We start from the raw sequence: 16,936 nt of genomic DNA, 5'->3' as shown, positions 1-16,936 counted from the left end.
ATTAGATGATGCTACATTTGCGTACGATACTTCTAGTTTTTGTGTTGAAGATGCAGATCCATCACCAACAATTTCTGGTTTAACTGGAGGAACATTTTCTAGTTCTACAGGATTAGCTTTAGATACGGACACTGGTGCTATTGATCTTTCTGAAAGTACGCCTGGTACCTACTCTATCACATACACAACTAATGGAAATTGTACAAATAGTTCTAGTGTTGAAATTACTATTAACGAATTAGATGATGCTACATTTGCGTACGATACTTCTAATTATTGTTCTGAAGATGCAGATCCATCTCCAACTATTTCTGGCTTAACTGGAGGAACATTTTCTAGTTCTACAGGATTAGCTTTAGATACGGACACTGGTGCTATTGATCTTTCTGAAAGTACGCCTGGTACCTACTCTATCACATACACAACTAATGGAAATTGTATGAATAGTTCTAGTGTAGAAATTACTATTACAAAAATCGACACTTCAGTTACATTAGATAATTCAACTATTACTGCCAATACTTCTGATGCTACATACCAATGGTTAGATTGTAACAATGATATGAGCCCTATTTCTGGTGCAACAAATAGTTCTTACACAGCAACAACTAATGGAAGTTATGCTGTAGAAATTACTCAAAATGGTTGTACAGAGATATCTTCTTGCACAACAATTTCGACACTTGGAATAGCACAAAATTCTAATAAAATTAATTTCAAAGTTTACCCTAACCCAACATCAGGAGACCTTACAATTTATTCTGAACAAATACAGAAAAATTTAAACGTTTCTTTATATTCTCTAATGGGACAACAACTTCTGAATAAAAATTATCAAAATACTTCGTTAGTTAAATTACATTTAGAACAACCAACAGGTTTATATCTCCTAAAGGTTAGTACTGCTAATGGGAAACAGTCAATTATGAAGATAACTATAAAATAAAATTGACTAAAAATAATACTGACTAAGTAAAATATCTTAAAGCCTGTATAGATTTATAATAAAATTTATACAGGCTTTAAATTCTCATAATAGCATCTATTAACTAAAAAACTAATTTCAAACATAAATGTATTTCAAATATAAAAACCTTAAAAATCAAGAACAAACAATCACTTTACCTATTACGAAAACTAGGTTTAAGGAAATTAAGAATGAAGTTGAAGATCTAGGCTTGGAAGATTTAGGTTATTGGGAGTTTTGGGACATTAGAGATTATCTTTTCAAAACATTAATCATAGATAGCTTCAAAAATGATTTAATGTCTTTTTTTGAAAATATTCATTTAAATAAATTTGAATCTTATAATAAAGTTGAAAACACAGAAATAAAAGCTGTAGATGTATACTATCATTTTTATAATGAAGAAGAGATTTATTTATTTTCAGAACCTTCCGTTATTTTATACCCAAATCATAATATGAAAAGGTTAGAGACTAGATTAGAATATGATACTGAAGAACTAGAATTTCTGTTAGAGCAAATTTTAGATTCTTTTGATGTTAATTATGTCAATTGGAAAAATGATGAGTATGATTTAAGTTCAACAGATTTTGAATTAGGTGTCTATTTTGGAGATCTTACTTTTGAATGTTGGACTAAAACTAAGGAAAAACTAAAATCAAAGTTAATTGGGTTAATATCTTACGCAACGGGTGGAGCCGGCTGCATGGATTTAGATAATGGAAATGAAATTGAAGAAACGGATGAAGCAATTTCATTATACTTAAAGAAAGAAATACAAAAAGCCTAAATAACCTCTATTTACAAAATCATATTAGTAAAAATACAAACTAAAAAAAGCAATTTTACTTTAGAAGTGAAATTGCTTTTTTAATTGATTTCCCTTTCAAAAGGAAAAATATATTTTATAAAAATCTTATTCTGAAATAACTCTAGAATATTCCATAAAATAAGATTCTAATTTTTTTAAAATCGGAGTCATTTCTTTAGCATATAAAACAAATTGACATTTATTTATACTTTGAGTAATCCATAATAATGTGCTGTATGATTCATTGTTTTTCAAGAATTCGGCATCATCAATACTCATAACAGATAGTTGAGACATACTAATTCCGTTTGATCGCATCAACTTACTCATTCTTGGAAGTGTAGAAACTAAGATGTCTACTCCTTCAAAAATCTCTGATTTCTGCGTGTCAATATGTGTTTTTTCATCTGCTAAATATACACGAATGTCTTTGTATTGCGTATATTTAAAAAATTCATTGTATACTTCTAATGCTTTTTCATTATTTTCAACAAGAACTAATGCTCTTGGGCTGCTACCTACAGGTTTAAACTTAAGTTTATGTAATGTTGTAAGTATAAGTGTTGTTGTTTTTCCACTTCCTTCTGGTCCTAAACAATAGACGTTTGCACCACTTTTTATAGCAGGAATACTTTTCGTTTGTAATGAAGTCGGAGTCGTAATTTCTAAATATTCTAACTTCTCCTGTATTTCTGGGTTTAATTTTTTAAAAGGCATTAAAAATTGTTTATCGTAAATTATATTGCAGCAAAGATACAACTAAAAATATCTATAAAACTTATTGTATAATTCTTTAGTAAAACTTTTATAAAAATACACTCCTCTCCTTTCTCAAATTAGAACTTGACAATCTATAAATCTTTATTCAAAATAAAAATTTTCACATTTTTTTAATTCTACACTTGTAGAATTAAAATATTTTATTCTATATTTGTAGAACAAAATATTTAAACTATGAAATTATCTAAAGCCGAAGAAGAATTAATGAATCATTTGTGGGAACTTGAAAAAGCAATCATGAAAGATTTGATCGATGCTTATGACGAGCCAAAACCTGCAAAGACAACGATTGCAACTTTATTGAAAAGAATGCAAGGAAAAGGTGTAATTGATTATAAGCAAGTTGGAAGATCTAGAGAGTATTTTCCATTGGTAGAAAAAAAAGACTATTTTTCTAAACAAGTAAACGGTCTAATCAAGAACTTTTTTAACAATAGCGCCACCCAATTCGCTTCTTTTTTCACAAAAGAAACGGATTTATCCAAATCAGAATTAGAAGATTTACGAAAGATTATCGATTCAGAAATTAAAAAGAAATGATATGATTGGGGTTTATATTTTAAAGGCAAGTGCATGTTTATTAGCTTTTTTTGGATTCTATAAATTGTTTCTCGAAAAGGAAAATATGCACATTTTCAAGCGATTTTACTTGATTGGAAGTTTATTACTTTCATTTGGTATTCCGCTGATTACTTTCACAAAATATATAGAAACTTCGGATAGCTTCACTCCTATTGCGGTTTCTACAAATATTATGGAAAATACATCCATTTCACATTGGGAAATTATAACGATTTCTTTATGGAGTCTTTATTTTCTTGGAGTAATAATTTTTAGTTTTCGTTTTGGTAAAAACCTGCTTTCTATTCTTTTAAAAATCAAAAGAAATAGGAAAGAAAATAATGGTTCTTACACCAATATTTTACTGAAAGAAAAGGTTATTCCACATACTTTTTTCAAATATATTTTTCTAAATAAAAAAGATAATGAAACAAATAAAATTCCAGAAGAAGTTTTACTTCATGAACAAGCACACGCTAAGCAAAAACATAGTTTAGATATTTTGTTTATCGAAATTTTACAGATTGTATTTTGGTTTCATCCGTTGATTTATTTTATCAAAAATAACATCAAATTAAATCATGAATTTTTAGCAGATGAAGCTGTTCTTTCTAAAGGAACAGACACAAAATATTATCAGGAATTATTATTGTCTTTTTCAACAAATACAACAACGCCAAATTTGGCAAATTCTATTAATTATTCACTTATTAAAAAACGTTTTATAGTTATGAAAACAACAACATCCAACAGAAAAAAATGGTTAAGAAACTTCTTAGTTCTTCCACTTACAGCAACTTTAGTTATGAGTTTTAGCTCTGTAGAAGAAGTAAGATTGGGAGAAGAAAATGTACAAGAAATCGTAGATCAAGAAGGTGCTACAAAAAAGCAAATCAAAGAATATAATAAGTTAGCAAAGCATTATAATGAAATGAATCTTTCAGAAATGAGAATTCAAAAAAAGGATATGGATCGTTTACATTATTTATATAATTTGATGACAGATAAACAAAAAAGAAATGCAGAACCATTTCCGAACTTCCCACCTCCTCCACCAAAATATCCTGAAATTAAAAGAAGTCAGAACGCTCCACTGAGTCCAGAAACTCCTAAAACACCGTTGACGCCAAGAACACCTTTGACGCCGAAATCTCCAAAATCTCCCTTGAGTCCAAAGGCACCAAAATCTCCGAAGGCTCCGAAAAGTATTAAGGTTTCTAAACCGGCAAAACCAGCTAAAACTTCAAAATCTGTAAAAGGATAAGTTTAAAAAATACAATTTGTTTACAATAGAATATTATAAAAGGCCTTTGTTATTTCAAAGGTCTTTTTATATTTGAAATCTCAAACAATATCCTATGAAAAAATTTACAATTTTAATGTGTATCGGCTTTTTAGCTTTAAGCTGTAATTCGGAAAAAAAAGAAAAAAGAAAGACTGCTTCAAGAGAAAAAATTGAAATAAAAAAAGATACTATCAAGACTTTTGAGGTAGAAAAATCAAAAGAAATAAACATTTTTATCCCTTTCAATGAAGTAGACACTACTAATCTGTATTTGGCAGACCAACAAAAATTTATTTTTAAATCTCCTAATTCTAAAGAAATTGATGAATTTAAAAAAGAAATAGGAGAAGATTTCTATATTATTGCGGATGATGTAAACTTTTATCGTTCGAATGCTTATCAATTATTGGATTCATTAAACAAAAAGTATTATTTTACTGACAAAAGATTCGTTCGTTTTGTGATGCAAAATCAAGATACTTTATATATGGATACAAAGAAAACAGATATGCATTGGTATATTCTAATTTCTGACGGTATAAAAAAACCTATGACTTATAATTTGGATTATTTAGATGAATATTTTAAAGAGAATTAATAAAGCTTAATTTTTTCAACTTATTTTAAATATTAAAAGTAGCATAGAATCAACCATGCTACTTTTTCGCCCCGCATATATATAAAAGATTAGGATTCTTTTATATTTTTAGGTTTTAAATGATAAATTATAATCTAGATGTTTTAAGTTTCTAGACTACTTAATTAGAAAAACTTATAGAGAAAAGATTTTTTTCACATTACTGTTTTGTAAACTTCTTAAATATTGTTTTTTGGTTTATGTTTAGTTTTATAAAATAGATTCCTGTTTCAAGATTCTTAATATCAATATTATTTTCATTCTTAGAAATTTCTTTAACCAACCTTCCATCGTTTGTAAAAACTTGAATATTTGAAATATTTTGATTTGTAGAAATATTTATAAAATCAGAAGATGGATTTGGGAACACAGTAATTTTAGAAGCTAGTTCGTTTTCTTCTACAGAAAGCACCACATTGGATGTTTTATGAATTCCATTTTCAGCTAGAGCAAAAGCTTCATTATTTTCTGTAACGATAATTTGCTTCACTTTTGAAGGATGTGAAAGTGTTTCTTCTTCCCAAGTTTCTCCACCATCTGTAGTTTTATAAATCCCTTCATTATTATTGATAAACCCAACATTTTCATCTACAAAATAAACTGAAGTAATATTTGTTTCTGGAGGCAAATCATTTTCTTCCCAAGTAGTTCCTCCGTCCGTTGTTTTTAGAAATAAACCATTTTGCCCAACAGCAAAACCGATATTTTCGTCTATAAATTGAAATTGATTAATTGTTGCATTTAATTCTATTGGTTCCGTAGGAAAGAAATTATTTCTATTATAAACAATTGACCAGGTTTCTCCGTTATCAGTTGTTTTACGAATTTCTTGATAAATATAACTTTCTTGTATAACCTCAGCTCTAGAAACTAAAAATGTATTTTCACCAATAATTTTGATCGCTTTAATATTATTTAAATTTCCTGCAAAATCAATTGGAATTTCTTCTAAAGTTTGACCTCCATCTGTAGTTTTCACAATAAAATTATCATAATCTCCTCTAAAAATCCCAACATTTTCATTTAAAAAATCAATCTCCACAAAATTATAAGAGCCGAACGTTATTCCTTCTGCTTCTCCATTTAATGGCTCTGAAAAAATAATTTCCCAGTTTGCTCCTCCGTCAATTGTTTTATAAATAATATTTTTCGTAGTTCCAAAATAAGTTCCTCCAGCCGTGTAAGCTACATTTCCATTGACAAATTCGATATCTTCAATGAAAGAAGAACTTTGCTGATCGGTTTGTAATTCTTCGAAAACAAAATTTGATTCTGTATGCGAATAGATAATTGGATTATTGAAATTATCGATTGCAAAAATCGTATTAGAATCATTAATTCCAATTTTCTTCAAATTCTCTTTTGGTTGGTACAAACTCCATTGCGAAAAAGCAAGAAGAGGTGTAAAAATTAGTAGCGTAGTAATTTTTCTCATATCATCTATATTGTTTATTTGTAATCAACTATTTACACATAAAACAATATCATATAGATTTACCCTACTTTTTTTAAAAAAATAAAAAGAAATAAAATAGGTATGATGTTTGATTTTAAGGATTGTAAATTTTTACACAAAAAAATATGAAAAACATTTACTTATTACCACTTTTAATTTTACTTTTTTCTTGCTCAGAAACAAAAATAAAACCAAAGAAATCAATTGAAAGAATCGATACTACCTCTTATAATTATAAAGGTTTTAATAATGAATTAAATTTAGATTTATACTCAAATAATACTTTTCAATTTGTTGAGTATTGGTATGGTTGTACAGGTGGAGGTGAATATAAAAAATTCTATGGCTCCTATCTAATTAACGGAAATCAATTGCTTTTAAAACCTGACTCTGCACATATAGAATCTTTACCATATCCTAGACGTAATAACCCAATTATAAAAAAAGTGACTCAAATTGATGATTCTCTAAAATTTAAAACAAAATATCATCTTATGGAATGGAACAATACAAGTTATGCGCTTTCTGAACAAAGTTTTAATAATAATTTGTTTTTTGAAGTTGAAAACGATTTAGAGAATTTTATAAATTATTATAACAATGGCTATGAACCAAAAAATCATGGAAGATATCTGACTAGAACTCTTGACACCTTAAAAACAGCTATAGATTTTGATAAAAATTTACTTCCTGAAAAATATCGAAATCATATATTTAATCAGCCTTTACAAGCAAAGATAATTAGTATCAAAAAGATAATAAATCCTAATTATGAAAGTTATTATTTGATAGAATTGGACAAAGGGAAATCTTCTAATGTCAACTACTTTCTTAAGTTTATTGATAAAAATAAAAAACATATAGTAACAATTGATTCTTTAACTGAAAATAGTAGTTTTGGTAAAGCTAGGGGAAAAAATTCTTTAAAAGAAGGAATGATTTTACAAACTATAAGAGAATAATTTTGTGTTTTGTTTATTTTGACGTGGAATAAATAGATTTAAAATTTCTCTTATTTTTGCAAAAATTTTCAAACAAAAAATTCATGAAAAGAAACATTTTACTAAATACTCTTATTAGTTTTGGAACCCTTTTACTAATAATCTTTATTTTCTCTTTTACAGTTTCATTTAGTTTTGTTTCTTCAGTTGTTCCTGGAATACATGTTACTTTTAATTCTTCGTTAAATTTAATGATTCAAATTTGTTTATTTTTAGCGGGAAGTTTGTGTATTTTTATAGGTTTTAAAAAGAAAAATAGAATTTCTAAATAATTAAATCTTGAAATAAAATGATTATCAGAAAAGAAAAGCAAAAAGATTATAAGGAGGTTTTTGAATTAATTGAAAAAGCTTTCGAGAATGAAGAATATAGTGATCATAAAGAACATTTTTTAGTAGAAAGACTACGAAACTGTGATGCTTTTATTCCTGAATTATCTTTGGTTGCTGAAATGGATTCTCAAATTGTTGGACATATTCTTTTGACAAAAATAAAAATCAAAAACGCTACTAAAAAATTCGATTCTCTTGCACTTGCTCCTGTTTCAGTTCTTCCTGAATTTCAAGGAAAAGGTATTGGAGGTAAATTAATTGAAAAAGCACATGAAATTGCTAAAAACCTAGGGCATACTTCTGTGATTCTTCTTGGACATGCTGATTATTATCCAAGATTTGGCTATAAGCAAGCAGACAGTTTCGGAATCAAATTACCTTTTGACGTTCCAAAAGAAAACGTAATGGTTATAGAATTAGTTAAAAATGGTTTGCAAAATGTTTCTGGAACTGTAGAATATCCAAAGGCTTTTTTTGAGTAAAAAAATAGTAACAAATTAAAAATGTATTTAAACTTAGAAGAATATAATTTCAAAGAACTATTTGCTTGGATGGACGGAGGCTCCATAACTATACTTCTTGAGCATTCTAAATATGAGGATATAAATATTACATTTCAACAACATGTTTTAAAAGATTATTATGAGGAATTAAATAAAATCCCTGGAAGAATCTATCTAAATGAAGAAATTGTTGTGAAAAGATCTGAAACAGAAAAATCAATTTTGGAATTTCTTAAGAATAATAGTACTCAAAAATCGTCTGAATTAAAAAAAGAAATGATCATTGAAGAAATAAAATGGATTGAATCAAAAGAATATATAGACTTCACACCTAATAAATTGGAATTATCTGAAGCTAGAAAAAAGCTTTTAAACGAAGAAGAATTAATAAAAAAACTAAATAAACAATAAATATGCTAGATCAAGGAAGTAATATGGAAATGGTTCAATTAGTAATTGGAATAATTGTTCTTTCCGCTTTTTTTATTTTCAAAATAAAGATTGTAAATGGATTTTTTCGAAGAAAAAGGCTTTCTGATGAAGAATATAAATTTGACGACATCCGAAAAGTTTATACAAAATTGAAAAAAAATGAAAGTCCAGATCCAAAACATTTGCTGAAATATGAAAAAAATATAAGAACAAGAAAATTGTTATTTGAAGTTTTGCGTTTATTTGACAAACTAAGTTTATACCCTACTGAAAAACTTTCAAATAAAAACCTATCTGAGTCATATCTTGCAAATTGGTTAAATTTAAATGACGATTTTGATAGTTTTCCAGACTATATCGAATTTATTGAGGAAACTGAAATCAATGAAGAAACCGTGATTCAAGTTTACAAATTTCGTAGTGATGAGCCTCATATTTTTGCCGACAAAGGTTGGATGTATGCTTATGTTGGAATTAAAAATGGAGATGCAATAGAATATGAACAACCTTATTTCATTCATACAGATTTTGAACAAGAAAAAATTCCACAAGATAAACTGATTATAGAATCAAAGAAAAAATTAGATTATTTATTTCAATTAGAAGAAAACAGATTACAATCTCAAAAAACAAGAGGAATGTATCAAGGAATAAATGTTTAAAATTAAAAAATAAATTTCCACAAAAAGAGTTGAAGTTTTAATTCCTCAACTCTTTTTACTTATCATCTATATCAATTAAAAAACTTTGAAAATTAAATGGATATTTCGCTTGACTTTTAAGCATTTTCTTGAGTTTCTCTTTTTTATATTGGTAAGTAGAAAAACTAAACTCTAATTCTTTCATATTTTCAGCAATTCTCCTATTATTTAAAGCTTCAAATTGTTCTTTAAAATCGGTTATTCCTTGAATTGAAAACCAAAGACAATCCAACCAATCCATTTCAAGAATTTTACTTTTAATTGTTTCATCAAACGCAGGAACAAAACCTTTGATTTGCGCCAACTTTGATTTTATATATCCTCCTGTGAAACCAACAATCAGACAATAATTAAATTTATCCTTTAAATTATCTGGCAAATGTTCTCGAAACAATCGAAGAGCTCGTGGTGAAAAAGAAACGATTTGCATCCAATTTTCTCCAGAATCTCTTTTATATTTTTCTGCAAATGGAATTAAACCTTTGGCTAAATCTTCGCAAACAATTTCACAAGTTGCTCTCTTTATTCCATAACATTTTTCTGTCACCTTAATTTCAAAAAAAAGCTTACTTGTCTGATGGTAATTATTTTTAGTAAAATGTTTTAAAACCTTTTTCACCGTATTCTTTTTGAAAAAATCTAAAGTTTTAGAACGAATATGTAGTTTTTTCCAATTTGGGATATCATGAATAATAAAACCATGATCTTCTGGAAACTCTTTTCTTATCGGATGTTTTTCTGGCGGATATTGTATATCCATTTCAAATGAAACTTCTTTGTTTATTGCCAAAGTTGCATCTATCAAATCATTAATATTCTTGGCAGCATTTTTTTTAAACCGAAAACCATTTCCATAAACTTTTCCTTTTTTATTTATTCCCATCGGATAATATCTCCAAGAGCCAGCTCCGTGTGCTATTAAATCAATTTCTTTAGCTTCATTTTTATTAATTGATTTTGTAAAAGAAGAAATCTCTTGATAATAGGAATCAATTTCTGTTTTCTTTATTCTTCCTGGGCTAAATAGTTTCTCTTGTATTTTTACTAAAAACTCTGAAAAAGACATTTAAAAAGTAGTTTGATCCAACATTTTCTGATAATTTTCTAAATAAACTCCAACATGATATCCATCTGCCAAACCATGATGAACTTCAATGTGAAAAGGCATTAGAACTTTATTTCCATCTTTATAAAACTTTCCAAAAGCAACTTTCGGAAAAGTAACTTGCGGATCAAAAAGAGAAAACCTTAAACCTATGAATTTTAGTTTTGGTACTGTAGAATACAAAACATAATCGTGATTTGGGGTCAAAACTTCCATTCCCATCGTTTTTTGTTTTAAAGCTTTATCAAATTGTTTATTCGCATTGTTTGAAAACGTTTCAAACTCTTCTGAAAACTCACATCTTGCAAGCTTAAAAGTCTTGTTTTCATGAAGTAAAACTGTTACGATATCCAATTCATCATACACAACCACATCCTCTCCTTTTATTCTATAAGTCAATTCTTCTACAGAATGCATTGCTTTGTGCGCATTATAATGATAAAAATGGTGCAAAGATTTTTTATGATCTTTACAAAATTGATATCCATTCGTAATATCCATCTCTACAGTCACTCCTATTCGTGGGTTTGTTGTGCCTTTGAAAAAATCAAAATATTCTTTTCTTTTCCAATTGTCTTGATTTATGATTTTCATTATGTAGGTTTTTTTACAAAAAAAATTATAACCTTAAATAAGTTACACTTTTTGATAGAAAAAAAGTTCTTATTATCCTTAATTAAATATTAAAATTATAATTTCTGCTTAACATAATCTTAAAAATTGATTTTCAGATTTTTAATTATTGTCATTTTTACGCTAATTTTAAAAAATAATTTTCAACAAATTCTTTGATTTGTCATTTTTTCAATAAAAATAAAATACAAATGTTAAAAAACAGTTAATTATAAAATTTATAATATACTTTTACAAAAGTTTTTAAAACATCAATCTAAAGTAACTATTAGATTGATATAATTAATAAATACATACAATTTTTATTAAATTTTAAAATCAACCCCATAGTTTAATGCAAAGATGAAAAAGGGTAAAAGACCTTTTTGTTTATTGTTTGTTCAATCAAAATGTTTTTGAAAGTTTTAGAAAAAACTTTCCATGTTCTATCTGAATTTTCTTGAAAAAGAGAAGGATGATTTGATTTTAATAAAACGTATAACACAACTATACAGCACTATTTTGCTTTATTAAAATCTATGTTTTGAAGAAGTATTTTTCTTTTCAATCAAATTATTATTGAATTAATCGATTAGGGACCCAAAAATTCATGAAATAATTGAAAGACTGTTCAGCTGAAAATGAAATTTACTTTAGAAAAATGCAGATAGACGATTGTTTAACATTCAAATTTAAAAACAAAACACATGAAGAAAAACTATGTAAACCCGTTGGTATTTTCTCTATTTTGTGCATTCTCATTGTCCATGTCTGCACAACAAGGAAATGGAGTAAAAAACCAACACACTGACGCTTTTGGGACACCAAAATTTATAAATTTCACGGAAAAAACGACTTTTAGTCAAAAAAATATACAATCAACTTTTACACAATATTTAAATCTAAAACAAGAAGATTCGTTTGTAAAAATTAAAAACTTTAGTGATAATGCTGGATTTATTCATGAAAAATATCAGCAATATTATAAAGGAATCAAGGTAGAATTTGCAACTTATTTAGCACATTATAAAAATGGTAAGTTAAACTCTATCAATGGAGAAATATATAGAATTCAAAATCTAAACACTACTCCTTCTCTTTCCCCTGAACAAGCTTTTAATCAAGCTCTAAATCATATTGGAGCAGATAAGTACTTATGGGATTACCCAGAAAGTGCTAAAGAAATGGATAATTATACGAAACCAGAAGGTGAATTAGTGATTATTCCAAATTATGATTCAATTGACCGAGGAAAGAATGTTGAGAGCAATGTGAAGCTAGCTTATAAGTTTGACATTTATGCTACAAGTCCATTAAGTCGTGGAGATGTTTATGTGGATGCGCAAACTGGAAAAATTTTATTCTACAACGCCATCATTAAACATGCCGCTGGTTTCGGGCATACAGGAGAAGATCATGATCATGAAGTTTCGATGACACCAAACTATGGTCCTATTGCAAAACCACATGCTGCTCCAATGGCAGTTGCTTCTGGTACAGCTCAAACTAGATATAGCGGAACACAAACAATAGAAACTGCTTCAAGTGGAGGAAGTTATACTTTAAATGATTATGGAAGAAAAATTTATACAAGAGATGCGAAAAATATTGCTCCTGTCGGAAATTCGTATCCTTATGTAAATGATTATAATCAATTCACTGATAATAACAATAATTGGACAACTTCAGAGCATGCTTCCGGAAAAGATGATGGAGCCTTGGATGCACACTGGGGAACAATGAAAACCTATGATTATTTTAATGATATCCATAACCGTGATAGCTTTGACGGAAATGGTGCGCAAATAAGAAATTATGTGCATGTTTCTACAAATTATGACAATGCTTTCTGGAATGGTTCTGTGATGTCTTATGGAGATGGAAGTTCTAACGGAAACGAAGGAAACGGATATTTCGATATTTTAACAAGTGTAGATATTGCTGCTCATGAAATTGGTCATGCAGTTTGTGATTATACAGCCCAGTTAGTTTATCAAAGAGAATCTGGTGCAATGAATGAAGGTTTCTCGGATATTTGGGGAGCTGCTGTTGAGGCTTATTCTGGAGCAACAGATTCGGATAAAGACAAATGGTTATTGGGTGAAGAAATTGATAGAAGATCTGGTTCTATTGCACTTCGTTCGATGAGCAATCCGAAAGCAAAAGGACAACCTGATACTTATGGTGGAACTTATTGGAAAAATGTAAACTGTGGAACACCAACTTTAAACAATGATTATTGTGGAGTTCATACGAACAGTGGAGTTTTAAATCACTGGTTTTACATTCTTACAGAAGGAAAATCTGGAACTAATGATATTGGAAATTCTTATAATGTAACTGGAATTTCTATTGAAAAAGCTGCAAAAATCGCTTATCGTTTAGAAAGTGTTTATCTAACTTCAAATGCTGATTATGCTGATGCTAGAACTTATGGAATTAAATCGGCAGAAGATTTATATGGAGCGAATTCGATAGAAGTAATTGCTACTACAAATGCTTTTTATGCTGTAGGAATCGGAGATACTTATGATGATGGAACACCAAGTTATTGTGATTCTAAAGGAACAAATGTTAGTGATGAATACATTAATAAAGTACAACTAGGTTCTATCAATAATACTAGTGGATCGAACGGAGGTTATGGAAACTTTACTTCGATGTCAACAAATGTGAGCAAAGGACAATCATATACAATTACAGTTACTCCAGGTTGGACAGGAACTCCTTATGATGAAGGTTATGCAGTTTGGATTGATTTCAACCAAGATTTAGATTTTGAAGATGCAGGAGAATTAGTTTGGTCAAAAGATCCGTCGAAAGATACTTCTGTAAGCGGAACTTTCTCAATTCCAGCTTCAGCAACTTCAGGACAAACTAGAATGCGAGTTTCTATGCAGTATAATAAAGTTTCTTCTGCTTGTGAAACGTTTACTTATGGTGAAGTTGAAGATTATACAATCAACATTGGAGGTTCTGTAGATAATCAAGCTCCTACTGCTCCAACGAATTTAGCCGCTTCAAACACAACTAAAACAACAACACAATTATCATGGAATTCCGCTACAGATAATGTAGAAGTTACAGGTTATGATATTTATATTGGTACAAATAAAATTGGTTCGACAACAGGTACTTCAGCAAATATTACAGATTTGACGCCAAGCACTACTTATACTTTTAGAGTAAAAGCAAAAGATGCAGCAAATAATATTTCTGGATATAGTAATTCTGTTTCAGTAACAACTTTATCAAACCAAGTTACTTATTGTGATGCTAGTGGAAACAATTCAAGTTATGAATGGATTGATTATGTTTCTTTTGCTGGAATTTCAAATAGTTCTGCAAGTAATAACGGGTACGGAGATTTTACAAGTCAAACAGCAAATGTTGGAAGAGGTGGATCTTATGTATTAACAGTAAGTGCAGGATTCTCAGGACAAAGTTATACAGAAAACTGGAGAGTTTGGATTGATTATGATCAAGATGGAAACTTTGAAAGCAATGAATTAGTTTCGTCTGGATCTTCTTCAAGTGCAGCAAACTTAACAGAAACAGTAAATATTCCTACAACGGCAACTCTTGGAAAAACAAGAATGCGAGTAGTAATGCAATACGGAACTGGAACGGTTTCTTCTTGTGGTTCATTTAACTACGGAGAAGTGGAAGATTATTCTGTAAATATTGGAAGTTCTGCTTCTGTTGGTGTTATGGCGGATAATGTGTCATTTACAACTATCGGAAATGAGGCTCCAAACTTTACATTAGAAGTGTATCCAAACCCAGTTACAACAGGAGAAATCACTATTTACTCTGGAGAAAGAGGAAATACAAAATATACAATCACGAATTTATTCGGTCAGATTGTAAAGGCTGGTGATGTGTCAAATAGACCAATCAACGTGAAAGAATTGAAAACAGGAGTGTATTTAATTCAAGTAAACGATGGTGCGAGAAATTTGACTAAAAAGCTTATCATCAAATAATCTGTTTAATTAATCTTTACTTTAAAGACTACTCGTTTTGAGTAGTCTTTTTTTTATAAAACTTTTTGAATCTCTCTTAAATACTTTTCATTAAAAGTCATTCCATTATGACCAAAATTTTCAATTGGAATTAAATTTATTTGCGAATGATTTTGTTTTAATTTTTCTGATGAACCGTAATAAATTATTTTATCTTCAGTACCGTGAAAAATGGTAATTGGATTTTTATATTTTTTTAAATATTCATTAGAATCCAGTTTATATTTTAGAATACTTGTTGGAATAAAAGAAAAGTTTTGCTTCATAATATCAGGTAAATTATAATATGGAGCTTGAAGAATCAGTTGTTTTGGATTATTTTCTGAAGCCAGTTTAGAAGCCATTCCTGTTCCGATAGAATACCCTAAAATTGTTATTTGATTTTCTTCGTATTTATTTTTAATAAAATCATACGCTTTTTGGTTATCAGCAAATATTTGTTCTTGATTTAGAATCTTTCCATCACTTTTTCCATAACCTCGATAATCATAAACAAAAACATCATAATTCAATTCATTATAAACTGGTGCTACATTACCCCAAGAATCAAGATTTCCAGCATTTCCGTGCATATAAAAAATAACTCCTTTTGGATTTTCTACTTTAAACAAAAGTCCATTCAGAGCTACCCCATCTCCTACTTCTACAAAAATTTCTTCGTAATTATTTAAAAATTGGTATTGATGATTTTTAGAAAGTTTTGTTGGAATAAAGATTATTTTCTCTTGAAAAAAATATAGTAAAACGCAAACAATTAAATACAAGGAAACTAATACGATTCCTGTTCCGATAAGAAACTTTTTCATAGTATATTTTAAATAAATTATTAAAAATCAAAATTATGAATTTATTGAAATACTATAAATTGTATATTAATTTTTTATGGAATAATTTATCTTTTCAAAATTCTAATTGATTTTCCTTTTTATTTATTCCTATTATTTTAATATTGCACACCTAAAATCAATAAAAACTTAAAAATGAAAAAAGAAAAAATCACAAAACTTTTATTTTTTGTATTAATCTTATTATCTATTAAATCTTTTTCTCAAGACACTCTTTACCTTGACAAAGACCGTGAACCAACTAAACTTCCAGAAAACATTTCATATTATTTAATTGAGAAAAAGGAAAAAAAAGTTATATCTAAACAATTATACGATCTAAATTGGAATATTATTTTTGAGAAAAACTTTATCAAAAAAGGAAAAAAAACTTTAAGTGATGGAAGAAGTACTTTTTGGAATGAAGAAACTGGTAAAAAAGAAGTAATCTATACTTATAAAAAAGGGAAATACCATGGTGAAATGATTTCTTTTTGGGAAGATGAAAGTATCAAAAGAAAAGATATTTATAAAAATGGAAAATTTATAGAAGGAAAGTGTTTTGACATCAATGGAAACGTAGTTCCTTATTACCCACATACTGTAAACCCAGAATATTTTGGTGGACGTCAAAAATTATTTGAATATATTTCAAATAATATTGATCCAAAAAAACTCCCAAATAAAAATCTTCGTGTAGTGGTTGAATTTTTCATAGATAAAGATGGAAAGGTAATAGAACCAAAGATTAACGAAAATATAAATGAACCTTTAAAGAAACATATTTTACAACTTTTTCATAATATGCCTGACTGGATTCCAGGTAAAAGAGATAATATTCCTGTGAAAGTAAAATACCACCTTCCGTTATCTCTTTAATAATTGTTTATTAAAAAAACAGAAC

General features: G+C 28.3%; 16 protein-coding genes. 11 read left to right on the top strand and 5 right to left on the bottom strand.

Annotated elements, in window-relative coordinates; translation table 11 throughout:
* On the top strand, positions 1–946 hold a 946-nt coding region (locus I0K12_RS12330; RefSeq protein ID WP_196888422.1), incomplete at its 5' end, for a T9SS type A sorting domain-containing protein.
* Between the two features lie 127 nt (positions 947–1,073).
* On the top strand, positions 1,074–1,757 hold the full coding sequence (locus I0K12_RS12325) for a hypothetical protein (RefSeq protein WP_196888421.1): 684 nt from the start codon (positions 1,074–1,076) through the stop codon (positions 1,755–1,757).
* 126 nt (positions 1,758–1,883) lie between these two features.
* Here the strand turns inward: I0K12_RS12325 and I0K12_RS12320 are convergent, their stop codons facing one another.
* Entirely contained in the window at positions 1,884–2,495 is a 612-nt protein-coding gene (locus tag I0K12_RS12320) for a DEAD/DEAH box helicase (RefSeq protein ID WP_196888420.1), read from the bottom strand.
* A gap of 237 nt (positions 2,496–2,732) precedes the next feature.
* Here I0K12_RS12320 and I0K12_RS12315 point away from each other — a divergent pair, with 237 nt between their 5' ends.
* The 3 genes from I0K12_RS12315 to I0K12_RS12305 all read left to right on the top strand — a co-directional run bounded on the left by I0K12_RS12315 (position 2,733) and on the right by I0K12_RS12305 (position 5,002).
* Positions 2,733–3,098, top strand: a complete 366-nt coding sequence (locus tag I0K12_RS12315) for a BlaI/MecI/CopY family transcriptional regulator (protein ID WP_196888419.1) — start codon at positions 2,733–2,735, stop codon at positions 3,096–3,098.
* An 85-nt stretch (positions 3,099–3,183) separates the two neighbouring features.
* Entirely contained in the window at positions 3,184–4,383 is a 1,200-nt protein-coding gene (locus I0K12_RS12310; protein WP_196888418.1) for a M56 family metallopeptidase, read from the top strand.
* 94 nt (positions 4,384–4,477) lie between these two features.
* On the top strand, positions 4,478–5,002 hold the full coding sequence (locus I0K12_RS12305; RefSeq protein ID WP_196888417.1) for a hypothetical protein: 525 nt from the start codon (positions 4,478–4,480) through the stop codon (positions 5,000–5,002).
* Positions 5,003–5,201: 199 nt separating this feature from the next.
* On the opposite strand, the gene I0K12_RS12300 is transcribed toward I0K12_RS12305, so the two are convergent.
* Positions 5,202–6,476: a YCF48-related protein gene (locus tag I0K12_RS12300; protein WP_196888416.1), complete on the bottom strand. Its 1,275-nt coding sequence runs from the start codon at positions 6,474–6,476 to the stop codon at positions 5,202–5,204.
* A gap of 146 nt (positions 6,477–6,622) precedes the next feature.
* Here I0K12_RS12300 and I0K12_RS12295 point away from each other — a divergent pair, with 146 nt between their 5' ends.
* The 4 genes from I0K12_RS12295 (at position 6,623) to I0K12_RS12280 (ending at position 9,427) form a co-directional block, all read left to right on the top strand.
* A complete protein-coding gene (locus tag I0K12_RS12295) occupies positions 6,623–7,459 on the top strand; it encodes a hypothetical protein (protein ID WP_196888415.1) in 837 nt (278 codons plus the stop codon).
* 328 nt (positions 7,460–7,787) lie between these two features.
* Positions 7,788–8,312 carry a GNAT family N-acetyltransferase gene (locus I0K12_RS12290; RefSeq protein WP_196888414.1) on the top strand — a complete coding sequence of 175 codons (525 nt, stop codon included), beginning with the start codon at positions 7,788–7,790 and terminating at the stop codon, positions 8,310–8,312.
* Between the two features lie 21 nt (positions 8,313–8,333).
* A complete protein-coding gene (locus tag I0K12_RS12285) occupies positions 8,334–8,744 on the top strand; it encodes a hypothetical protein (RefSeq protein ID WP_196888413.1) in 411 nt (136 codons plus the stop codon).
* Positions 8,745–8,746: 2 nt separating this feature from the next.
* A complete protein-coding gene (locus I0K12_RS12280; RefSeq protein WP_196888412.1) occupies positions 8,747–9,427 on the top strand; it encodes a hypothetical protein in 681 nt (226 codons plus the stop codon).
* A 55-nt stretch (positions 9,428–9,482) separates the two neighbouring features.
* Here the strand turns inward: I0K12_RS12280 and I0K12_RS12275 are convergent, their stop codons facing one another.
* Together I0K12_RS12275 and I0K12_RS12270 are read right to left on the bottom strand one after the other, a co-directional pair.
* The gene (locus tag I0K12_RS12275; RefSeq protein ID WP_196888411.1) at positions 9,483–10,532 is read right to left on the bottom strand and encodes a hypothetical protein; all 1,050 of its coding nucleotides are present in this window, start codon (positions 10,530–10,532) and stop codon (positions 9,483–9,485) included.
* Entirely contained in the window at positions 10,533–11,165 is a 633-nt protein-coding gene (locus I0K12_RS12270; protein WP_196888410.1) for a CatA-like O-acetyltransferase, read from the bottom strand.
* Between the two features lie 725 nt (positions 11,166–11,890).
* Here I0K12_RS12270 and I0K12_RS12265 point away from each other — a divergent pair.
* The gene (locus I0K12_RS12265; RefSeq protein WP_196888409.1) at positions 11,891–15,169 is read left to right on the top strand and encodes a M4 family metallopeptidase; all 3,279 of its coding nucleotides are present in this window, start codon (positions 11,891–11,893) and stop codon (positions 15,167–15,169) included.
* A 53-nt stretch (positions 15,170–15,222) separates the two neighbouring features.
* Here I0K12_RS12265 and I0K12_RS12260 read toward each other — a convergent pair whose 3' ends face one another.
* The gene (locus tag I0K12_RS12260; RefSeq protein WP_196888408.1) at positions 15,223–16,014 is read right to left on the bottom strand and encodes an alpha/beta hydrolase; all 792 of its coding nucleotides are present in this window, start codon (positions 16,012–16,014) and stop codon (positions 15,223–15,225) included.
* Between the two features lie 174 nt (positions 16,015–16,188).
* Between I0K12_RS12260 and I0K12_RS12255 the strand changes: the two genes are divergently transcribed.
* Positions 16,189–16,911, top strand: a complete 723-nt coding sequence (locus I0K12_RS12255) for an energy transducer TonB (RefSeq protein ID WP_196888407.1) — start codon at positions 16,189–16,191, stop codon at positions 16,909–16,911.
* The last annotated feature ends 25 nt before the right edge of the window (positions 16,912–16,936 follow it).

The sequence above is a fragment of the Aureivirga sp. CE67 genome, from assembly GCF_015767245.1.
In the GTDB taxonomy this organism is placed as follows: Bacteria; Bacteroidota; Bacteroidia; order Flavobacteriales; family Flavobacteriaceae; genus Aureivirga.
Note: the sequence above shows the minus strand (reverse complement) of the source record. Positions and strands in the feature narration are given on the sequence as shown.